General features: G+C 74.1%; 17 protein-coding genes. 11 read left to right on the plus strand and 6 right to left on the minus strand.

Going from position 1 to position 20,580, the window contains the following annotated elements:
- Positions 1-91 precede the first annotated feature (91 nt).
- Positions 92-511: an SRPBCC family protein gene (locus ACIBQ8_RS08825; protein ID WP_397173602.1), complete on the plus strand. Its 420-nt coding sequence runs from the start codon at positions 92-94 to the stop codon at positions 509-511.
- A 67-nt stretch (positions 512-578) separates the two neighbouring features.
- Here ACIBQ8_RS08825 and ACIBQ8_RS08830 read toward each other — a convergent pair whose 3' ends face one another.
- Positions 579-947, minus strand: coding sequence for a hypothetical protein (locus ACIBQ8_RS08830; protein ID WP_397173600.1), 369 nt, complete (start codon positions 945-947; stop codon positions 579-581).
- Between the two features lie 127 nt (positions 948-1,074).
- Here ACIBQ8_RS08830 and ACIBQ8_RS08835 point away from each other — a divergent pair, with 127 nt between their 5' ends.
- The 7 genes from ACIBQ8_RS08835 (at position 1,075) to ACIBQ8_RS08865 (ending at position 8,928) form a co-directional block, all read left to right on the plus strand.
- Positions 1,075-2,478 (plus strand): alpha/beta hydrolase, encoded by a 1,404-nt coding sequence (locus ACIBQ8_RS08835; protein ID WP_397191613.1) that lies wholly within the window; start codon positions 1,075-1,077, stop codon positions 2,476-2,478.
- Between the two features lie 145 nt (positions 2,479-2,623).
- Complete coding sequence (locus ACIBQ8_RS08840) at positions 2,624-5,395, plus strand: Na+/H+ antiporter subunit A (protein WP_397191614.1); 2,772 nt, start codon at positions 2,624-2,626, stop codon at positions 5,393-5,395.
- Positions 5,392-6,222, plus strand: coding sequence for a Na(+)/H(+) antiporter subunit C (locus ACIBQ8_RS08845; protein WP_397173596.1), 831 nt, complete (start codon positions 5,392-5,394; stop codon positions 6,220-6,222). The genes ACIBQ8_RS08840 and ACIBQ8_RS08845 overlap by 4 nt, the downstream gene beginning before the upstream one ends.
- A gap of 21 nt (positions 6,223-6,243) precedes the next feature.
- Complete coding sequence (locus ACIBQ8_RS08850) at positions 6,244-7,812, plus strand: Na+/H+ antiporter subunit D (protein ID WP_397191615.1); 1,569 nt, start codon at positions 6,244-6,246, stop codon at positions 7,810-7,812.
- Positions 7,809-8,351 (plus strand): Na+/H+ antiporter subunit E, encoded by a 543-nt coding sequence (locus ACIBQ8_RS08855; protein WP_397173593.1) that lies wholly within the window; start codon positions 7,809-7,811, stop codon positions 8,349-8,351. The genes ACIBQ8_RS08850 and ACIBQ8_RS08855 overlap by 4 nt, the downstream gene beginning before the upstream one ends.
- Positions 8,348-8,608: a monovalent cation/H+ antiporter complex subunit F gene (locus ACIBQ8_RS08860; RefSeq protein ID WP_397173591.1), complete on the plus strand. Its 261-nt coding sequence runs from the start codon at positions 8,348-8,350 to the stop codon at positions 8,606-8,608. Before ACIBQ8_RS08855 ends, ACIBQ8_RS08860 begins: the two co-directional genes overlap by 4 nt.
- A gap of 5 nt (positions 8,609-8,613) precedes the next feature.
- Complete coding sequence (locus tag ACIBQ8_RS08865) at positions 8,614-8,928, plus strand: monovalent cation/H(+) antiporter subunit G (RefSeq protein WP_358287542.1); 315 nt, start codon at positions 8,614-8,616, stop codon at positions 8,926-8,928.
- Here ACIBQ8_RS08865 and ACIBQ8_RS08870 read toward each other — a convergent pair.
- The 4 genes from ACIBQ8_RS08870 to ACIBQ8_RS08885 form a co-directional block, all read right to left on the minus strand.
- A complete protein-coding gene (locus ACIBQ8_RS08870; RefSeq protein ID WP_397173589.1) occupies positions 8,880-9,377 on the minus strand; it encodes a DUF6328 family protein in 498 nt (165 codons plus the stop codon). The two genes, ACIBQ8_RS08865 and ACIBQ8_RS08870, sit on opposite strands and share 49 nt — an antisense overlap.
- Positions 9,378-9,443: 66 nt before the next feature.
- Positions 9,444-11,465 (minus strand): xanthine dehydrogenase family protein molybdopterin-binding subunit, encoded by a 2,022-nt coding sequence (locus ACIBQ8_RS08875; protein WP_397191616.1) that lies wholly within the window; start codon positions 11,463-11,465, stop codon positions 9,444-9,446.
- A complete protein-coding gene (locus ACIBQ8_RS08880; protein ID WP_397173586.1) occupies positions 11,462-12,433 on the minus strand; it encodes an FAD binding domain-containing protein in 972 nt (323 codons plus the stop codon). The genes ACIBQ8_RS08875 and ACIBQ8_RS08880 overlap by 4 nt, the downstream gene beginning before the upstream one ends.
- Entirely contained in the window at positions 12,430-12,918 is a 489-nt protein-coding gene (locus ACIBQ8_RS08885) for a (2Fe-2S)-binding protein (RefSeq protein WP_397173584.1), read from the minus strand. Before ACIBQ8_RS08885 ends, ACIBQ8_RS08880 begins: the two co-directional genes overlap by 4 nt.
- Positions 12,919-13,050: 132 nt before the next feature.
- Between ACIBQ8_RS08885 and ACIBQ8_RS08890 the strand changes: the two genes are divergently transcribed.
- Genes ACIBQ8_RS08890 through ACIBQ8_RS08900 form a run of 3 tightly spaced genes read left to right on the plus strand, consistent with a single transcriptional unit; the run spans position 13,051 to position 17,624 of the window.
- Positions 13,051-14,208 (plus strand): acetate/propionate family kinase, encoded by a 1,158-nt coding sequence (locus ACIBQ8_RS08890; RefSeq protein WP_397191617.1) that lies wholly within the window; start codon positions 13,051-13,053, stop codon positions 14,206-14,208.
- Complete coding sequence (locus ACIBQ8_RS08895; protein WP_397173581.1) at positions 14,201-15,457, plus strand: erythromycin esterase family protein; 1,257 nt, start codon at positions 14,201-14,203, stop codon at positions 15,455-15,457. The genes ACIBQ8_RS08890 and ACIBQ8_RS08895 overlap by 8 nt, the downstream gene beginning before the upstream one ends.
- A 34-nt stretch (positions 15,458-15,491) precedes the next feature.
- On the plus strand, positions 15,492-17,624 hold the full coding sequence (locus ACIBQ8_RS08900) for an ATP-dependent RecD-like DNA helicase (RefSeq protein WP_397191618.1): 2,133 nt from the start codon (positions 15,492-15,494) through the stop codon (positions 17,622-17,624).
- 7 nt (positions 17,625-17,631) lie between these two features.
- On the opposite strand, the gene ACIBQ8_RS08905 is transcribed toward ACIBQ8_RS08900, so the two are convergent.
- Positions 17,632-20,568 (minus strand): FAD-binding and (Fe-S)-binding domain-containing protein, encoded by a 2,937-nt coding sequence (locus ACIBQ8_RS08905; RefSeq protein WP_397191619.1) that lies wholly within the window; start codon positions 20,566-20,568, stop codon positions 17,632-17,634.
- Positions 20,569-20,580: the final 12 nt, after the last annotated feature.

The following is a 20,580-nucleotide window of genomic DNA, read 5'->3' on the forward strand; positions in this document are numbered from 1 at the left end:
CCACGGGTATGGTCGCCGCGTTCGGCTGCCGGTGGCAGGCGGCGCGGTCCGCGCCCGGTACGGCGGCATTCGGGGAGGACGGGGGCCTGTGATGGCGGAGATCGAGGCGACGCGCGGGATGCCGGCCGACAGCATGATCGTGTTCGGGGTGGCGTCCGACGTCGAGCTGATGGACCGGTGGCTGCCGCAGGGGTTGTGGGTCGGCGACGGCGGGGCGGGCACCGTCGAGGCGGGCGGCGAGCTGGTGCCCGGCGGCGGGCGGCACGAAGGGCTGTTCCGCGCCCGGGAGGACCAGCTCCGGGTGGAGTGGGGCGGCCGCGACCACCCCGACTACGCGGGCTGGCTGCAGGTGTCCGACTCGGCGGCCGGCACGAGCGAGGTGACCGTGCACCTGTCGCTGCTCGACGAGCCCGACTCCGGCGCCAGGGCCGGCGAGGTGCGCGAGCTGCTCGACCGCTCCCTCGACCGGCTGGCCGACGAGGTCACCCGCCGGGTCTCCGAAGGCGGCTGAACGGCACTCTGCCCGAGGGCGGCGCAGCCCCGGCGGGCGGGCGGGGGCGGGCCCGCCCCTCCGGGGTTCAGGCGTCCTCGCGGTCCGGGTTCTCCAGCCGGAAGAAGTTGCTCTGCTTGCCGTCCTTCTTGTGCTCCTGGTAGATGAAGTTCAGCTTCCGCTGGTCGAAGGTCTCGAACCACTCCTCCCAGGTGATCTCCGCCAGGTCGCCGCCGCCGTAGCCGGGGAAGTCGAAGCGGAGCACGCCCGCGCGGCCCTGGTGCTCGGTGCCGGGCACGGTCGCGGGCTTGGCGCCGCGCTCCTGCGCCCATTGCTGGATCACGTCGTGGTCGGTGGTGACGAGGCTGCGGCCGGGCCGCTCCTCGTGCTCGCCGGTCGAGGTGACGTGCTGCTCGTATTTGTGCTCGCCCTCGACGGGACGGTTCTGCTGCGACATGGCGGCCTGTTCCCCCTGGTAGTCGTGCGGATGACCTGCTCGATACCCAGCCCGGCGCGCTTCTTGCAGATGATCTGTGCCACCACGCTTAAAGGGGCTCGCAAGGTATCCCCTTCAACTTTTGATTATGCGACGTTTAATCACGATTCTTTCCCCCGTACTCGCAGGTCTGATCGCCGCGGCCGGCCTGTCCGGCGCCGCGGGCGCGACCACGGACGGCGGGCTCAGCGCCTATTACGGTCAGCGCCTGGCCTGGTCGGGGTGCGGCAGCGGGTTCCAGTGCGCGAAGTTGACGGTGCCCCTCGACTATGCGAAGCCCGGCGGCCGGCGGATCAGGATCGCCATGGCGCGGCTGCCCGCGACCGGCCGGCGGATCGGCTCGATCGTGCTGAACTTCGGCGGTCCCGGCGGCGCCGGCACGACCATCCTGAAGGCCGACAGGACCGTCATGTCGGCCGCCGTCCGGCAGCACTTCGACGTGGTCAGCTTCGACCCGCGCGGCGTGGGCGCCTCCGCCCCCGTGCGCTGCCTGTCGCCCCTCGGCCTGGACGCCTACTTCGCCGCCGACCCGACCCCCGACAACGCGGCCGAGGTCAAGCGGGCCAAGGCATGGATGAAGATCTTCGCCCAGGGCTGCGCCACCAACTCCGGCAAGCAGCTGCTCGCGCACGTCGGCACCGGCGAGGTCGCCCGCGACCTGGACGTGATGCGGGCCGCCCTGGGCGACGCCCGGCTGACCTACTTCGGCTTCTCCTACGGCACCTACCTGGGCGCCCGCTACGCCGACCTGTTCCCCACCCGGATCCGCGCCATGGTGCTCGACGGCGCCGAGGACCCCGGCCAGACGCTCGCCGAGTTCGGCGCGGCCCAGGAGCGGGGGTTCCGGCTGGCGCGCGAGTCGTTCCTGCGCGACTGCTTCAGGGCCCGGGACTGCCCGTTCCCCCGGCACACCGTCGCCGCCGCGACCAGGCGGCTGGAGGCGCTCTACAAGCGGGCCGACCGGGCGCCGCTGCGCAACGACGGCGACAGCAGGCAGGTCAACGAGGCCATCCTGCGCGCGGGCGTCAACCAGGCCATGTACGCCAAGGACAGCTGGCCCTACCTGCGCCAGGCGCTCACCCTCGCCTTCAAGGGCGACGGCACGGCCATGCTCGCCCTGGCCGACGTCAACCACGGACGCCGTCCCGACGGCAGCTACGACAACAGCAGCGAGGCGCTGGCGGCGGTCAACTGCCTGGACCATCCCGAGCAGCGCTGCGCGTACTGGCCGGTCAAGGGGAAGCGGTTCACCAGGAAGGTGCGCGCCCACGGGTCGCCGCCGATCGTGGTGGTGGGCACGACGCGTGACCCGGCCACGCCGTACGAGCTGGCCAGGCGGCTGGCCGGGCAACTGGAGCACGGCGTGCTGCTGACCCACGACGGCGACGGGCACACGGCGTACAAGGGCAGCTCGTCCTGCCTGGACCGGCAGATCGACCGGTACGTGATCACGGCCGGCGCGCCGCGTCCGGGAGCCTGCGCGCAGGTCTGAGGGCGCCGGCCCGGTCCCGCACCCGCTCATGGGCGGGTGTGGGACTGGTGACGTTCGGGTCAACCCTGGCCGCGCCTGCGCGGCGGCCACGACCGGGCGGGAGAGATTGGGCGGACGTAGCCGGAAATTCCCGCCCGAGGAGCCCATGGAGTCGCTGCTGGTCCTGCACGCGCTCGCGGCGGTCTGCGCTCCCTGGCTGGCCCGGCGCATGGGACGGGCCTCCTTCCCGCTGCTGGCCGTGGCGCCCGGCGCCGGCTTCGCGTACACGGTGTGGCTGGGGGTGCGGGGGCTGCCGGCGCGGGAGGACACCCGCTGGGCGCCCGCGCTGGGGCTGGAGCTGTCCTTCCGGGCCGACACGCTGGCGCTGCTGATGATGGCGCTGGTCACCGGCGTGGGCGTGCTGGTCCTGGTCTACAGCGCGCGCTACTTCCCGGCCGGCGACGACGGGCTGGGCCGCTACGGCGGCGCGATGGCCGCCTTCGCCGGGTCGATGCTGGGCCTGGTCACGGCCGACAACCTGCTCCTGCTGTACGTCTTCTGGGAGCTGACCACCGTCTTCTCCTACCTGCTGATCGGCTACCACCCGGAGAGCCGGGCGAGCCGGCGGGCCGCGATGAAGGCGCTGACGGTGACCACGCTGGGCGGGCTGGCGATGCTGGCCGGGTTCGTGGTGGTCGGGCAGGCGGCGGGCACGTACGCGGTGTCGGGGGTCCTCGCCCGGCCGCCGCAGGCGGGCCCGCTGGCCGCCGGGCTGGTGCTGGTGCTGGCCGGGGCGCTGTCGAAGTCGGCGATCTTCCCGTTCAGCACGTGGCTGCCGGCCGCGATGGCGGCGCCGACGCCGGTGTCGGCGTACCTGCACGCGGCGGCCATGGTCAAGGCCGGGGTGTACCTGGTGGCCAGGCTCGGGCCGGCGTTCGGGGACGTGCCGCTGTGGCGGGCGGTCGCGGTGCCGCTCGGCGTGCTGACGATGCTGCTGGGCGGCTGGCGGGCGCTGCGCGAGACGGACCTGAAACGGCTGCTGGCCTACGGCACGGTCAGCCAGCTCGGTTTCCTGATCACGCTGTTCGGCGCGGGCACCCGGGGCACGGCGCTGGCCGGGGTGGGCATGCTGGCCGCGCACGCGCTGTTCAAGGCCGCGCTGTTCCTGGTCGTGGGCGTCGTCGACCACGCGACCGGCACCCGTGAGCTGCGCGAGCTGAGCGGGGTCGGCCGGTCCATGCCGTGGGTGTGCGCGGCCGCGGTGCTGGCGGGGGCGTCGATGGCGGGGCTGCCGCCGTTCGCGGGGTTCGCCGGCAAGGAGGCGGCGCTGGAGGCGCTGCTGGATCGGCCGCTCGTGCTGGCGGGCGTGGTGGCGGGGTCGGCGCTGACGGCGGCGTACACGCTGCGGTTCCTGTGGGGGGCCTTCGCCGCCAAGCCGGGCGTGCCGGCCACGCCGGCGCACCGGACGGCGGCGGCCATGTTCGCGCCCGCCGCGCTGCTGGCGGTGCTCGGCCTGGCGCTGGCGCCCTTCGCCTCCTGGTACGGCGGCGCGATGTCGGGCTACACCGGCACCTTCCGCGACCCCGGCCACGCCACGCACCTGGCGATGTGGGCCGGCCCGTCCCCCGCGCTGCTGCTGTCGGGCGTGGCGCTGGCGGCCGGGGCGCTGCTGTTCCTGGCCAGGGAGCCGGTGGCCAGGGCGGGCGCGGCGCTGCACGTGCTGGACTCGACGCAGATCTTCTGGGCGCTCGTCCGGCGGCTGGACCGGTTCGCCGTCCAGGCCACGGGCTTCGTCCAGCGGGGTTCGCTGCCCGACTACCTGCTGCTCACGCTGGCCGCCACGACCGGCGTGGGCGTGTTCGCCGTGGCCTACGGCGGCGTGCCGCACCTGGACGTGCCGGTCGTCGCCTGGGAGCGCGTGGAGCAGCCGGTGCTGGCGGTCCTGATCACCGCGGCGGCGGCGCTGGCGCTGTTCGCCCGCGCCTACATCCTGCTGGCCGTGGTCGTCGGCGTCATCGGGTACGGCACCGCGCTGCTGTTCCTCGCGCACGGCTCGCCCGACCTGGCGCTGACCCAGTTCCTGGCCGAGACGCTGGCCCTGGTGGTGTTCGCGCTGGTGCTGCGGCGGCTGCCGGTGACCCCGGTCAGGGCCCGGCTGCCGCGCCTGTTCCGGTTCGGGCTCGGGCTGGCCGTGGGGGTGGTGGTGACCGGGGCGGGCATGCTGGCCACCAGCGCGCGCAGCACCTGGGCCGTCGGGTCGCTGATGCCGGCCGCGGCGCGCGAGGCGGGGGCGCGCAACATCGTCAGCGCGATCATCCTGGACATCCGGGCCTGGGACACGATGGGCGAGAGCACGGTCCTGGTCGTGCTGACGCTGGGCGTGACGAGCCTGGTGTTCCTGCGGCGCAGGACGTACGAGATCGAGCGGGACGACCGCGGCCGGGTGCCCGCCGAGCGCACGCACTGGCTGTCCTCGACGCTGCCGCGCGGCCAGCGGGCCGTGGCCTTCGAGGTGGCGGCCCGGCTGACCTTCCACACGGTGCTCGTGCTCTCGGTGTTCCTGCTGTTCGTCGGGCACAGCGGGGTCGGCGGCGGGTTCGCCGGCGGCATCGTGGCCGGGCTGGCGATCACCGTGCGCTACCTGGCCGGCGGCCGGTACGAGCTGGCCGCGGCGGTCCCGGTGCACGCGGGCGTGCTGATGGGCGCCGGGCTGACCCTGTCGACCGGCACGGCGCTGGCCGGGCTGCTGTTCGGGCGGGCGGCGCTGGACATGCTGGCGGGCGACGTGCACCTGCCGCTGGTCGGCGGCCTGCACGTGTCCACGGGCCTGCTGTTCGACCTCGGCGTGTACGTCTCGGTCACCGGCATGGTCCAGGACGTGCTGCGCGGCCTCGGCGCCGAGCTGGACCGGCAGATCGAGGCGGAGGAGAGCGCGTGACGATCTCCCTGGCGCCGTTCCTGTGCTGCTGCGTGATGATCACGGCCGGCGTGACGCTGCTGCTGGAGCGGAGCCTGGTGCGGGTGCTGGCCGGGGTGGTGGTGCTGGGCAACGGCGTGAACCTGCTGATCGTCACCGCGGGCGGGAACGCCGGCGGGCCGCCCCTCCTCGGCAGCGCGCCGGTGGCGGACATGGCCGATCCGCTGCCGCAGGCGATGGTGCTCACCGCCATCGTGATCACCCTGGGCGTGACGGCGTTCGTGCTGGCCATGGTGCACCGGTCGTGGCAGCTCACCGGCAGCGACGAGGTCCAGGACGACACCGAGGACCGGCGCGTGCGGCTGCGGGCCAGGCGCGGCGAGCTCAGCCACGCCCTGCGCACCCGGCAGGACGCCTACCGGCGGCTGGTCGTGGAGCAGCGGGCGGAGCTGGCCCGGCTGGAGGCCGAGCAGGCCGAGCGGGAGCGGCTGCAGGAGGCCGACCTGGAACGGCGGATCGCCCGCGTGCACACCGAGCTGGAGGAGTGGATGCGCACCCGGATGGCCGAGGGGCTGTCGGAGGAGGAGCTGCAACGCGGCTTCGAGGAGGCCGGGCAGCGGGACCTGCCGGACGAGGAGGCCACGGCCGGCGACAACGCCGAGCGCATCGACGAGCTGCGCCGCGAGCACACCCGGCGGCGGGCCGAGCAGGCGGCCGGCGAGCGGGAGCTGCGCCAGCGGATCAAGGCCAGGCAGCGCGACGCCCGCAGGCAGATGCGCTCGGCCATCCGCGAGGAGCGGGCCCGCCAGGCGCTCGCCAACGACCCCGAGCTGGAGGGCGACGACTAGTGGCAGGCAGGGGCGGCGCCCGTGGGTGACCTGGTCGAGCTGCGCGAGCTGGTGTGCGTGCCGGTGCTGCTGCCGCTGCTGGCGGCCGGGATCAAGCTGGCGATCGGCGGGCGGCTGCGGCACCTGCAGTCGGCCATCAGCCTCACCACGCTGGGCATCTCGCTGGCGGTGTCGGTGCTGCTGCTCGTGCAGGCCGACACGCACGGCCCCCTGGTGACCGAGCTGGGCGGCTGGGCCTCGCCGGTCGGCATCTGCCTGGTGGCCGACCGGCTCTCGACGCTGGTGCTGGTGGTGTCGTCGGCGGTGACGCTCTGCGTGATGGTGTACTCGATCGCCAGCGCCTACGACGAGGCCGAGCACGACGCGCCGATGGCGATCTTCCATCCGGCGTTCCTGGTCATGGTGGCGGGCGTGGCGGACGCGTTCCTGTCCGGCGACCTGTTCAACCTGTTCGTCGCGTTCGAGATGCTGCTGAGCGGCTCGTACGTGCTGCTGACCTTCGGCGGGACCGAGTCCAGGATGCGGGCGGGGGCCACGTACACGCTGATGGCGCTGGCGTCGTCGATGCTGTTCCTGATCGCGCTGGCGGTGACCTACGGCGCGACGGGCACGTTGTCGATGGCGCAGCTCGCCGAGCGTTTCGGCACGCTGCCCGAGCAGGTCAAGCTGCTGGTCGAGCTGACGCTGCTGCTGGCGTTCGCGATCAAGGCGGCGATCTTCCCGGTGTCGGCATGGCTGCCCGACTCCTACCCGACCGCGCCCGCGCCGGCCACGGCCGTGTTCGCCGGGCTGCTCACGAAGGTCGGCGTGTACGCGATCATCCGGCTGGAGGCGCTGCTGTTCCCCGGCGGGCCGGTCTCGACGCTGCTGATGGCGGTGGCGCTGGCCACGATGCTGGCCGGCGTGCTGGGCGCGGTGGCGCAGACCGACATCAAGCGGATGTTGTCCTTCACGCTGGTCAGCCACATCGGCTACATGGTGTTCGGGGTGGCGCTGTCGACGGTGGCGGGCCTGGCGGGCGCGGTGTTCTACATCGTCCACCACATCACCGTGCAGACGAGCCTGTTCCTGGTGACGGGGCTGATCGAGCGGCGCACCGGCACCACGTCGGTCAACCGGCTGGGCGGGCTGATGAGGACCGCGCCGGTGCTGGGCGTGCTGTTCTTCGTGCCCGCCATGAACCTGTCGGGCATCCCGCCGATGTCGGGGTTCCTGGGCAAGCTGCTGCTGGTGCAGGCGGGCCTGGACAAGGGCGGCCCGGCGGCGCTCGTGCTGGTGGCCGGCGGGCTGCTGACGAGCCTGCTGACGCTGTACGCGATCGCCAAGACGTGGGGCAAGGCGTTCTGGCGCGCGCCGCGCGAGGAGCGGCTGGGCCAGGTGATGGAGAGCGAGGAGGCGACGGGTGAGGAGCCGGTGGTGACGACGACGGCGCTGCCGCCCGTGCTGCTGGGCGCGACGGCGGCGCTGGTGGCGATGGGGCTGTCGTTCACGGTGCTGGCCGGGCCGCTGGCGGCGCTGACGCAGCGGGTGGCCATGGAGCTGAGCGAGCGGCAGACGTACGTCACCGCGGTGCTGGGGACGCGGCGGTGAGCGGCGGCCTGCTCGCGCCGCGGCTGTTCGGCCGGCGGGTGCCGCTGCCGCTGGCGGCGTGGCTGACGCTGGTGTGGGTGACGCTGTGGGGCGAGCTGTCGGCGGGGAACGTGCTGGGCGGCCTGGCGACCGCGCTGGTGGTGACGTGGCTGCTGCCGCTGCCCGTCCTGGACCCGGGGATCAGGGTGCGGCCGCTGCCGCTGGCGCGGTTCCTGCTGTGGTTCGGGTGGGACATGCTGCTCTCGACCGTGCGGGTGGTGGCGTGGGTGGTGCGGCCCGGCGATCCGCCCACGCAGCTCGTCCCGGTGCGGCTGCGCACGTCGTCGGAGTCGATGACCGTGATGATCATGGTGGCGTTGTCCACGATGCCGGGGAGCCTGGTGGTGGAGGCGTACCTGGACAGGAGAGAGCTGATGCTGCACGTGCTGGGGCTGGCCGGCGAGGGCGTCCCGGACGCGGTCCGCAGGGACCTGGCCGGGCTGGAGTCGCGCATCGTGGCCGCGTTCGGCACCCGCGCGGACCGGGAGGAGCTGCGGTGAGCGTGGTGTACCTGGTGACGATCGCGCTGCTGGGCGGCGGGGCGGCGGCCGCGTTGTGGCGGGTGGGGCGCGGGCCGTCGATGCTGGACCGCGCGGTCGCCCTCGACGTGCTGACGTCGCTGGCGATGTGCGCGGTCGGGCTGTTCGCGGTGGTCAGGGACGACTACTCCGACCTGCCGGTGCTCCAGGTGCTGTCGCTGCTGGGGTTCGTCGGGTCGGTGTCGCTGGCCCGGTTCTTCCCTGGACGGTCGGGGTGAGCCCGATGGATGTGGCGGCGGCGGTCTGCCTGGTGCTCGGGGCCGTGCTGGCGTTGTCGGCGGGCGCCGGGCTGGTGCGCTTCCGCACGACGCTCGACCGGATGCACGCCGGCACCAAGCCGCAGGTGCTCGGCGTGCTGCTGGTGCTGGCCGCGATGTGGCTGCACCGGCCCACCTGGTGGAACGCCGGGCCGCTGCTGATCGTGGGGGCCTCGCAGGTGATCACGGTGTCGGTGGCGGCGTACATGGTGGGGCGGGCGGCCCACTCGCGTCAGTCGTCGCGGGACGAGACCGAGATGCCGCCCTCGGAGGAGGACTGATCGCCCTTGCGGTCGAGGGCGGGCTGGCCGAACCAGGTCCAGGCGGCCAGCCCGGCCAGGATGCCGGCGGTGATCCAGGCCAGGGTGGAGTGGAACAGGTAGTCGATCACCAGCATGGTGGCCGTGGTCATCGACACCACCAGGGCGAGCGCTCCTAACAGGCCGTAGGTGTTGGACCGGCGTACCAGGGTCTCCTTGTGGCCCTGCCGGAACAGCACGCGGTGCTGGGCGGTCGGCGCGATGTAGCAGATCGACGCGACGGCGGCGCTGACCAGCGCGGCGAAGTAGAGCCAGCGGTCGGTCTGGTCCAGCTTGACGAAGCCGGGCGAGAAGGGGACGGTCAGCAGGAACGCGAACAGCACCTGCACGCCGGTCACCGCGACGCGGGCGCCCTGCAGCAGCTCGACGAAGTTCCGGTCGGCGCGTTCCTCGTGCGACTCGTTCTTCACTCGGCCTCCTTGTTGGATGTTCCTCTCTTCCTTGGCGGAGGCCGGTCGAAACATGGATTTCCTAGGTCAGGCGAGGATCTTGGCCGGCGTGATGGGCAGGTCGCGCACCCGCCGGCCGGTGGCGTGGTGAACGGCGTTGCCGATCGCGGCGGCGGTGCCGACGATGCCGATCTCGCCGATGCCCTTGGAGCCCATCGGGTTGAGCAGGCCGTCCTGCTCGTCGATCCAGACGGCCTCGATCGCCGGCACGTCGGCGCAGGCCGGCACGTGGTACTGGGCCAGGTCGCGGTGCAGGAAGCCGCCGAACTCGTCGTCGGTCAGCGTCTCCTCCATCAGCGCCATCCCCATGCCCATGGTCATTCCGCCGACGAACTGCGACCTGGCCAGCCTGGCGTCCAGGATGCGGCCGGCGGCGAACACGCCGAGCAGGCGCGACAGGCGGATCTCGCCCGTCACGGAGCTGACCCTGACCTCGGCGAACTGGGCGCCGAAGGCGTGCCTGGCCAGCTCCTCGTCGGCCTTGACCTCCTCGGTGGTGTCGGCCGACCCCTCGCCGCCGTCGGCCCGCAGCGCCTCGCAGGCCCGTACGACGGCCGAGCCCCACGACGCCGTGCCCATCGAGCCGCCCGCGACGGGGGCGGTGGGCAGGTCGCTGTCGCCGAGCTCGACGTGCACCCGGCCGGGGGCGACGCCGAGGCAGTCGGCCGCGATCCTGGTGAGCACGGTCCGGGCGCCGGTGCCGATGTCGGCGGCGGCCACCCGGATGACGAAGTCGCCGTCGCGCACGGTCGCGGTGGCCTGCGACGGGCCGCGCCTGGCCGGGTAGGTGGAGGCGGCCACGCCGGTGCCGACCAGCCACTCCCCCTCGCGCCGGACGCCGGGCTGCGGGTCGCGGCGGTCCCAGCCGAAGCGGCGGGCGCCCTCGCGCAGGCAGGTCACCAGGCTGCGGGAGCTGAAGGGCAGGCCGCCGTCCGGCTCGGTCGTGGGCTCGTTGCGGATGCGCAGTTCGACGGGGTCGATCCCGGCCGCCTCGGCCAGCTCGTCCATCGCCGACTCCAGGGCGTACATGCCGGGGCACTCGCCGGGGGCGCGCATCCAGGACGGGGTGGCGACGTCGAGGCGGACGAGCCGGTGCGCGGTGCGCAGCGCGGGCGTGGCGTACATGACGCGGCCCGGGGTGGCGGCCTGCTCGGCGAACTCGACGATCCTGCTGGACTGCACGTACGCCGTGTGCTCGACCGCGGTGAGCCGGCCGTCGGCGTCGGCGCCGAGCCGCAGCCGCTGGACGGTGGGGGTGCGGTAGCCGGTCAGGTCGAACATCTGCTGCCGGGTGAAGACGACCTTGACCGGACGGCCGGCGGCCCGCGCGGCCAGGGCGGCGAGCACGGCGTTCGGCCTGGTGGTGCCCTTGGACCCGAAGCCGCCGCCGACGTGCCTGGACACCACGCGCACCTGCCCGGCGGGCAGGCCGAGGGTCTTGGCGATGCTGTCCCGGTCGCCGCTGGCGCCCTGGGTCGAGTCGTAGACCAGCAGCCGGCCGTCGTCGGCCCACACGGCCACCGCGGCGTGCGGCTCCATCGCGTTGTTGTGCAGGGGCGGCGTCGTGTACGTCACGTCCACGGCCGACGCGGCGGCGGCCAGCCCGGCCTCCACGTCGCCCTTCTCGGTGTCGGGCGGCAGGTTCGGGTTGACCTTCTCGGGCCGGTAGAGGTCCGGGTGGTCGGCGCGCAGCCGCACGTCGTGAGCCTGCGCCTGGTAGGCGACGCGGACGGCGTCGGCGGCGGCGCGGGCCTGGTCGTAGGTGCCGGCGACGACGGCGGCCACGAGCTGGCCCCGGTAGACGACATCCCGGGAGCGGAACAGCGCCAGTTCGGGGTCGGCGTCCTCGGCCAGGTCGGGCGGGTCCTCGACGGACAGCACGGCGAGCACGCCCGGCATGGCCAGCGCCGGCCCGGTCTCCACTCCGGTCACCCGGCCCCTGGCGATCGTGGACTGCACCGGGTAGCAGTGGGCGACGCCCTCGACCGGGTACTCGGCGGCGTACGTGGCCAGCCCGGTGACCTTGACGCGCCCCTCGATGCGGTTCACGGCGTCAGCTCCTCCAGCGTGCGGACGATCAGGTTGCGCGCCAGCGGCAGCTTGTACGCGTTGCGCGGCAGCGGGCGGGCCTGGTCGAGCTCGGCCTCGGCGGCCCGCAGGTACGCCTCCCCCGTGGCGGGGCCGCCGATGAGCGCCCGTTCGGCGCGTTCGGCCCGCCAGGGCGCGTGGGCCACGCCGCCGAGCGCGATGCGGCAGCCGGTCACCACGCCGTCCCAGCGCACGTCGAGCACGGCGGCGACGGACACCAGCGCGAACGCGAACGAGGCCCGCTCGCGCACCTTGCGGTAGAGGGAGGCGCCCGGCGGCGGCGCGGGCAGCTCGACGGCGGTGATCAGCATGCCGGGTTCGAGCACGGTGTCGCGCTCGGGCGCGTCGCCGGGCAGGCGGTGCAGGCCGGGCATGGGGATGATCCGGTCGCCGGCCGGGCCGGTGACGTGCACCTCGGCGTCGAGCGCGGCCAGCGCCACGGCCATGTCCGAGGGGTGGGTGGCCACGCAGGCGTCGGAGGCGCCGAGCACGGCCAGGTTGCCGTGGTCGCCCTCGATCGCGGGGCAGCCGGTGCCGGGCTCGCGCTTGTTGCACGGCCTGGTGACGTCCTGGAAGTAGGGGCAGCGGGTGCGTTGCAGCAGGTTGCCGGCCACCGTGGCCATGTTCCTGACCTGGCCGGAGGCGCCGGTCAGCACGGCCCTGGCGAGCATCGGGTAGCGGGCGCGGACGAGCGGGTCGGCCGCCAGGTCGCTGTTGCGGACGGCCGCGCCGATCCGCAGCCGGTCGCGTACGGGTTCGACGGCGTCCAGCGGCAGGCGGCTGACGTCCACGAGGTGGTCGGGGGCGGCCACGCCGAGGCGCATGAGGTCGACCAGGTTGGTGCCGCCGCCCAGGTACATCGTGCCGGGGCCGTACCGGCCGACCGCGTCCGACGGGCTCTGGGCGCGGACGTAGTCGAACGGCTTCACCGGGCCACCTCGCCGATCGCGGCCACGATGCCGGGATAGGCGCCGCACCGGCACAGGTTGCCGCTCATGCGTTCCTTGATCTCCTCGGGCGTCAGGGCCGGGTCGAGGAGGAGGTCGGCGGTGACGGCGCTCGGCCCTGGCTCGCCCAGCATGCCGACCGCCGAGCAGAGCTGGCCGGGCGTGCAGTAGCCGCACTGGAAGGCGTCGTGCTCGATGAACGCGGCCTGCAGCGGATGCAGTTGCTCGCCCGAGGCCAGCCCCTCGACGGTGACGATCTCGCTGCCGTCCACGGCCACGGCCAGCGCCAGGCAGGAGTTGGCCCGGCGGCCGTCGATGAGCACCGTGCACGCGCCGCACTGGCCGTGGTCGCAGCCCTTCTTGGAGCCGGTCAGGCCGAGCCGTTCGCGCAGCAGGTCGAGCAAGGAGATCCTGGGGTCGACGGCCACGGTGTGCGGCACGCCGTTCACCTGCAGGGTGATGTCCATAGGCGCTCGCCTACCCGGCCACCGCCGGAGGCAACCACGGGCTCGGACATCTCGGGGTAAAGGTGACGGAGTCCAGGTGTCGGGCCGCGGGCGGCGGGTAGCCGGGGAGAGGATCGGGCCGCGGAGGGGTGCATGGGGCGATCGTTCGACGAGCAGGTGGCGGAGTCCGAGGCGGTGCTCACCGTCAACGCGGGCTCGTCGAGCCTGCGCCTCGACCTCGTGCAGGGCGGCTGCGTGCTGGACAGCGCGCACGCCGAGCGGGCCGCCGACCCCGGCTCGGCGCGCGAGGAGCTGGCGGCGTTCCTGGGCGGTCACTTCGACCGCGACATCCGCGCGGTGGCGCACCGGCTGGTGCACGGCGGCGACGTCGTCCGCGCGCCCACGGTCGCCGACGACGAGACCGTCGAGGCGCTGCGCGGCGTCGTGAGCCTGGCGCCGCTGCACCTGCCGCCCGCGCTGGCGCTGCTGGAGGCGGCCCGCGAGCAGCTTCCCGCCGTGCCGCACGTGCTCTGCCCCGACACGGCCTTCCACGCCGGCCTGCCCGACGCCGCCGCCGTCTACGCCCTGCCGCGCGAGTGGCGCGACCGGTACGGCCTGCGCCGCTACGGCTTCCACGGCCTGTCCTACGCCTGGACCGCCGACCGGGTGGCCGAGCTGCTCGGCCGGCCGCTCGCCGACCTGGAGCTGGTGCTGACCCACCTGGGCGGCGGCTCGTCGGTGTGCGCGGTGTCGGGCGGGCGCAGCCTGGACACCTCGATGGGGTTCACCCCGCTGGACGGCGTCCCGATGAGCAGGCGTTCGGGCAGCGTCGATCCCGGGATGCTGATGTGGCTGCTGTCGCAGGGCCACCTGTCGGCCGGCGAGCTGGACGAGGGCCTGCAACGCCGCTCCGGGCTGCTCGGGCTGTCCGGCGGCCGCTCGGGCGACACCCGCGAGCTGGTCGAGGCCGAACGCGCCGGCGACGCCGAGGCCGCCCTGGCCCTGGAGGTGTTCTGCCACCGCGTGAGCCGGGAGATCGCCGCCGCCGCCACGTCGCTGTCCAGGATCGACGCGCTGGTGTTCACCGGCGAGATCGGCTGGGACCAGCCCGAGGTGCGCGAGGCGGTCTGCCGCCGTCTCGGGCTGCTCGGCGTCGAGCCGCCCGAGTCCGGCAACCGGCACGACGACGGCCCGGTCAGCGGGCCGGGCGCCGCCGTGCCCGTCCTGGTCGTCCAGGTGCGCGAGGAGCTCCAGCTCGCCCGCGAATGCCTGGGCGTCTTCCGGCCGGCAGAGGAGAACGGCTATGGATGACGTCACCCGCTCGGCGCTGCGGCTGTCGGGCGAACAGGACCTCGACCCGCTGCTCGACCGCGTCGGCGAGGCCGGTCTCGTGCTGATCGGCGAGGCCAGTCACGGCACCCACGACTTCTACACCTGGCGGGCCGCGCTCACCCGCCGCCTGATCGCCGAGAAGGGCTTCGGGTTCGTCGCCGTCGAGGGCGACTGGCCCGACTGCGAGCGCGTCCACCGCGCGGTCACCCGCGACGGCGAGGACCCCTTCGACGCCCTGTACGCCTACCAGCGCTGGCCCGCGTTCATGTGGGCCAACGAGGAGGTCGCCGAGTTCTGCCGCTGGCTCCGGCGCTGGAACTCGGCCCTGCCGCCGCCGGAGCGCGTCGGCTTCCACGGCCTGGACGTCTACAGCCTCTGGGAGTCCCTGCGCGCGGTCCGCCGCTACGCCGCCGACCACCTGCCCGACCAGCTCGGCACGGTGATGGAGGCCCTGTACTGCTTCGAGTCCTACGGCCACGACCCGCAGCGGTACGGCCTGGAGACCCGCCTGGTCCCCGACTCCTGCGAGACCGAGGTCGTGGAGCTGCTCAGGGCGGTCGTGGCGGCCGCGCCCGCCGACGAGGACGGCTTCGAGGCCCGGCAGAACGCCGAGGTCGTGGCCGGGGCCGAGAACTACTACCGGACCATGGTCGGCGGCGGCCCCGATTCGTGGAACGTCAGGGACGTCCACATGGCCGACACCCTGGACCGCCTGACCGCCTTCTACGGCGCCAAGGGCGTGGTGTGGGCGCACAACACGCACGTCGGCGACGCCCGCGCCACCGACATGGCCGCCGCCGGCATGACCAACCTCGGGCAGCTGGCCCGCGAGCGGCACGGCGAGGACGTCGTCCTGGTCGGCTTCGGCGGCTACCGGGGGACGGTCGTGGCCGGGGCGAGCTGGGGCACGCGGGCGCACGTCATGCCGGTCCCGCCGGCCCGGCCCGGCTCGCTGGAGGCGCTGCTGCACGACGCCCTCGGAGGCGAGCGCGCCCTGTTCGTGACGCCGCGGCGGCCCCGTCCGCGCTGGTTCGACGAGCCGCTGGACCACCGCGCGATCGGCGTCGTCTACCGGCCCGAGCGCGAGAAGTGGGGCAACTACGTGCCCACCGCGCTCGGCGACCGCTACGACGCCTTCATCTGGCTGGACGTCACCGAGGCCCTGCACCCGCTGCACGCCGAGCCGTGGGACGACGTCGAGCCGGAGACCTATCCCAGCGCCATGTGACGGACTGTCGGTGGCGGATGGTTTGATCGCTGCTGTGGAGGCCTCGGTCGAGCAGCTCGTCTACGTCAGGGACGACGAATACACCGTCGCGCGCATGAGCGCCGAGGGCGTGCCCGACTTCGTGGCCACCGGCCGGGCGCTGTCGGGCGCGCAGCCGGGCGAGACGCTCCGGCTGACCGGCGACTGGAGCCACCACGCGCGCCACGGCAGGCGGTTCGCCGTGGCCGGGTGCGAGCGGGTGGTGCCCGCCACGGTCCGGGCGATCCGCGTCTACCTCGGGTCGGGGCTGATCCGGGGCATCGGGCCGCGGCTGGCGTACGCGATCGTCGACCACTTCGGCGAGGAGACGCTCAAGGTCATCGACGCCGAGCCGGGGCGGCTGACCGAGGTCGTCAACATCGGGCCGCTGCGGCAGGCGCAGATCGTCCAGGCGTGGCAGGAGCAGAAGGCCGTCGCCGCGCTGATGGTGACGTTGCAGGGGCTGGGCGTCAGCCCGCTGCTGGCGGCCAAGATTCACCAGGTGTTCGGCGGCGAGGCCGAGGAGGTCCTGGCCACCGACCCCTACCGGCTGATCGGCCGGGTCAGGGGCATCGCCTTCCGCGTCGCCGACCGCATCGCGCTGCAGCGGGGGGTGCCCGAGCGCAGCCCGCAGCGGATCAAGGCGGCGCTGCTCGACCGGCTGGAGTCGGCGGCGGTGCGCGACGGCCACTGCTTCGTGCCGGTGCCCCATCTGGTGGCGCGGGCGGCCGAGCTGATCGAGCTCGACCCCGAGGCGGTCGCGCCGATGATCGACGCGCTGGTGGCCGAGCGGCGGGTGGTGGTCGAGGCCGACGACGAGCAGCCGGGGCGGGCGGTGGCCTACGCCAAACACGTGCACGCCCGCGAGCGGCAGCTCACCGAGCAGCTCACCCGGCTCCTGCGGGCCCGCTCCACGCTGCCGCTGCGCTCCTTCCGCGAGGACGAGACCCTCCACGACGACCAGCGCGCGGCCGTCAACATGGCGCTGACCTGCACGGTCTCGATCATCACCGGCGGGCCCGGCTGCGGCAAGAGCCACACGGTCAGGGCCGTGGCCGCCACGGTGAAGGCGTCGGGCGGCACGGTCACGCTCACGGCCCCCACCGGCAAGGCGGCCAAACGCCTGTCGGAGCTGACCGGCATGCCCGCCATGACCATCCACCGCATGCTCGCCCACCAGCCCGACCCCGATCCCTCCACGCTGTTCGAGGAGGCGCCCGCGCAGGCCGACCTGATCGTGGTCGACGAGGCGTCGATGCTCGACCTCCACCTCGCCACCCGGCTCACGGCGGCCGTCCAGCCGGGCAGCCACCTGCTGCTCATCGGCGACAGCGACCAGCTTCCCAGCATCGGCGCCGGCGACGTGCTGGCCGACCTGCTGCGGGTGGAGGCGATCCCGCGGGTGCGGCTCACCCACGTCTTCCGGCAGGCGGGCGGCAGCGGCATCGTCGAGGCCGCCCACCTCATCCGGGCCGGCCGCGTGCCGGCCACTCCGGGGCGCGGCGGGTTCTGGTTCGAGGAGCTCGACGATCCGGCGCGGGTGGCCGAGCGGGTGGCCCATCTGGCCATGGAGGCGATCCCCCGCAAGCAGGGCGTCCCGCCCGAGCAGGTGCAGGTGCTGTGCCCGATGCGCAAGGGCGAGACGGGCTCGGTCACGCTGGGCCGGCTGCTGCAGGACCGCCTCAACCCCGCGGCCGACGACAAGCCCGAGCACTGGTCGGGGGCGTCGGTGTTCCGGGTGGGCGACCGGGTCATGCCCATCCGCAACAACTACGACAAGGGCGTCTTCAACGGGGAGACCGCCAAGGTCACCGCCGTGCTGCCGCAGGACCGCGTGATCGAGCTCCGCACCGACGACGGCGAGACCGTCCAGTACGGGTTCGGCGAGCTCGACGACCTCACCCACGCCTACGCCATCAGCGTGCACCGCTCGCAGGGCAGCGAGTACCCGTTCGTGGTGGCGCCGATCGTGGCCGAGGCGGGCGGGATCATGTTGCGGCGCAAGCTGCTGTACACGCTGGTGACCCGGGCCAAGGCGTGGGTCGTGCTGGTGGGGCAGCGCGAGGCGCTGGAGCTGGCCGTCCACCGGGTGGGCCGGCCCCGCAACACCGGCCTGCCCCGCCGCCTGTCCCGGAGCCTCGACGGCTGAGGCCCGGTCAGTCCTGGCGGAGGAGGGCCGTGGCGAGCAGTTCGGCCAGGTGGCGGCCCTGGCGTCCGGTGCCGGCGGCGGCGATCTGGGTGCGGCAGGAGAAGCCGTCGGCGAGCAGTTCGTCCTGCGGCCCGGCCGACCGTACGGCGGGCCAGAGCCCCTGCTCGGCGCACGCCTGCGACACCTCGTGGTGCCCCCGCTCGAACCCGAAGTTGCCGGCCTGCCCGCAGCAGCCGGTGTCGAGCACGCTGGTCCGGATGCCGAAGCGGTCCAGCACGGCCCGGTCGGCGTCGTAGCCCATGATCGCGCTCTGGTGGCAGTGCACCTGCGCGATCGCCTGCCCGCCGGTCGTGGCCGGCCGCCAGTCGGCGGCGCGCGTCTCCAGCAGCTCGGCCAGCGTCAGGAACCGCTCGGCCAGCAGCCGAGTCTCGGGCGTGTTGAGCAGTTCGGGGCCGTCGGAGCGGAACACGGCGGCGCAGCTCGGCTCCAGGCCGACCACCGGCACCCCGGCCTCGGCCCAGGGGGCGAGCGCCCCGACCGTCCGCGCCAGCACCCGCCGCGCCACCCCGAGCTGCCCCGTGCTGATCCAGGTCAGCCCGCAGCACAGCGTCACCGGCGGCACCACCACCTCGAACCCGGCCGCCTCCAGCACGTCCACGGCGGCCCGCCCGATGTGCGGGTCGAAGTGGTCGGTGAACGTGTCGGCCCACAGCACCACCCGCCCCCGCGTGCCCGGCCCGCTCCGGGGACGCCGCCTGAACCAGTCGGTGAACCGCTGCCGGGCGAACCTCGGCAGCTCGCGCTCCGGCGTGACCCCCGCGACGGCCTTGACCAGCCGCGACAGTCCCGGCGCCGAGCCGACCGCGTTGACCAGGCCGGGCGCGGCCGAGGCGAGCGCCGCCCACACCGGCAGCCAGCCCATCGAGTAGTGGGCCCGCGGCCGGAGGCGTCCCCGGTAGTGGTGGGCGAGGAACTCGGCCTTGTAGGTGGCCATGTCCACGTTCACGGGGCACTCGGAGCGGCAGCCCTTGCACGACAGGCACAGGTCGAGCGCGTCGCGCACGGCGGCCGAACGCCAGCCGTCGGTGATGACGTCGCCGCGCACCATCTCCTCCAGCAGCCGGGCCCGCCCGCGCGTGGAGTGCTCCTCCTCGCGGGTCACCCGGTAGCTGGGGCACATGACGCCGCCCTCGAAGGTGTGCTTGCGGCAGGTCCCGGTGCCGACGCAGCGGGTGGCGGCGTGCCCGAAACGTCCGTGGTCGTTGGGGTACTGGAAGAACGTCTGGCGCGGCTCGTGCGGGTAGAAGCGGTGCTGGGCCAGGTTCTGGTCGAGGTGGCGGGGGTGGACGACCTTGCCCGGGTTCATCCGGTCGCGCGGGTCGAAGACGGCCTTGAAGCGGCCGAACACCTCCACGATCTCCTGGCCGAACATGATCGGCAGCAGCTCGGCCAGCGCCTGGCCGTCGCCGTGCTCGCCGGACAGCGAGCCGCCGTAGGAGGCGACCAGCTCGGCGGCCTCTTCAGCGAAGGCGCGGTAGCGGGCGATGCCGTCGTCGGTGTGCAGGTCGAGCGGCAGGCGGCCGTGCACGCAGCCCTGGCCGAAGTGGCCGTACAGGGCGGAGTCCTGGTAGTCGTGGGCGCGCAGCAGCCGCTCGTAGTCGCGCAGGTAGGCGCCCAGCCGCTCGGGCGGCACGGCCGCGTCCGACCAGCCCTCGTACGTCTGGCGGCCGGTCGGCGGGTACGCCTCCACGCCGAGCCCCGACTCCCGCCACCGCCACAGCCGGTCCTCCCTGGCCGGGTCGCCGAGGAAGGCGTGCGTGGGCGTGGGCGCCCCGGCCCGCTCCCCCACGTCGCGCATCATCGTCTCGGCCCGCTCGCGCGCCTGCTCGGGCGTGTCCCCGCCGAACTGCACCAGCAGCCAGCCGCCGCCCTCGGGCAGGTCCTGGAGCGCCGGGTCGCCGGGGTGCTCCCGCTTGGCCAGCCGGTACATGGTCTCGTCCATGGCCTCCAGCGCGATCGGCGCGTGCCGTGCCACGGCCGGGACGGCGTCGGCGGCGGTGAAGACGTCCTCGAAGCCGAGCACGGCCAGCGCCCTGGCGGGCGGCGACGGCACCACGCGCAGCTCGGCGCGGAGCACGGTCACCAGCGTGCCCTCGCTGCCGGTCAGGGCGCGGGCCAGGTCGAAGCCGTTCTCGGGCAGGAGCTGGTCGAGGTTGTAGCCGGAGATGCGGCGTTCCAGCCTGGGGTAGCGGGTGCGGACCAGTTCCATGGTCTCGTCGCGCAGGTCGCGCACCTGGCGGTAGATCTCGGCCAGCCGGCCGCCCTGGGCCTGGATGCGGTCGTACTCGGCGTCGCTGGTCGGCCCCACCCAGGCGCGCACGCCGTCGTAGGTGAGGATCTCCAGCCGCAGCACCGACTGCGACATCTTCCCGTACGCCTGCGCCGACGCCCCGCACGAGTTGTTGCCGATCATGCCGCCGATCGTGCAGGCCCGGTGGCTGGACGGCCGCGGCCCCACCATCAGCCCGTACGGCGCCAGCTCGTGGTCCACCTGGTCGAGCACGGCCCCCGCCTGGACGACGACCCGGCGGCCCGCCGCGTCCACGGACTCGACCGCACCGCAGTGCTTGGACCAGTCGATCACCACCGCCGCGTTGCAGCACTGCCCGGCCAGGCTGGTGCCGCCGCCGCGGGAGAGCACCGGCACGTCGCTGGACCGGCACACGGCCACCGCCGCCACCCCGGCGTCCAGGTCGCGCGGCACGACGACGCCGATCGGGACCTGCCGGTAGTTGGAGGCGTCACGCGCGTAGGCGGCGCGGCTGCCCAGGTCGAAGCGCACCTCGCCGTCCACGGCCGCGGCGAGGCGGCGGCTCAGCGTCTCGACGTCGATCTCGCGGGACGGCGGCGTGTGCGTGACGGGCGTGTTGACCAGGCTCTTCATGCCGGGCACTTA

This window comes from Nonomuraea sp. NPDC049646, from assembly GCF_044465525.1.
GTDB lineage: Bacteria > Actinomycetota > Actinomycetes > Streptosporangiales > Streptosporangiaceae > Nonomuraea.

Coding starts and splice junctions, on each gene's coding strand:
- ACIBQ8_RS08905 (WP_397191619.1), bottom strand. CDS start 20,568: ATGAAGAGCCTGGTCAACACGCCCGTCACGCACACGCCGCCGTCCCGC.
- ACIBQ8_RS08895 (WP_397173581.1), top strand. CDS start 14,201: ATGGATGACGTCACCCGCTCGGCGCTGCGGCTGTCGGGCGAACAGGAC.
- ACIBQ8_RS08840 (WP_397191614.1), top strand. CDS start 2,624: ATGGAGTCGCTGCTGGTCCTGCACGCGCTCGCGGCGGTCTGCGCTCCC.
- ACIBQ8_RS08835 (WP_397191613.1), top strand. CDS start 1,075: ATGCGACGTTTAATCACGATTCTTTCCCCCGTACTCGCAGGTCTGATC.
- ACIBQ8_RS08825 (WP_397173602.1), top strand. CDS start 92: ATGGCGGAGATCGAGGCGACGCGCGGGATGCCGGCCGACAGCATGATC.
- ACIBQ8_RS08890 (WP_397191617.1), top strand. CDS start 13,051: ATGGGGCGATCGTTCGACGAGCAGGTGGCGGAGTCCGAGGCGGTGCTC.
- ACIBQ8_RS08885 (WP_397173584.1), bottom strand. CDS start 12,918: ATGGACATCACCCTGCAGGTGAACGGCGTGCCGCACACCGTGGCCGTC.
- ACIBQ8_RS08830 (WP_397173600.1), bottom strand. CDS start 947: ATGTCGCAGCAGAACCGTCCCGTCGAGGGCGAGCACAAATACGAGCAG.
- ACIBQ8_RS08865 (WP_358287542.1), top strand. CDS start 8,614: ATGGATGTGGCGGCGGCGGTCTGCCTGGTGCTCGGGGCCGTGCTGGCG.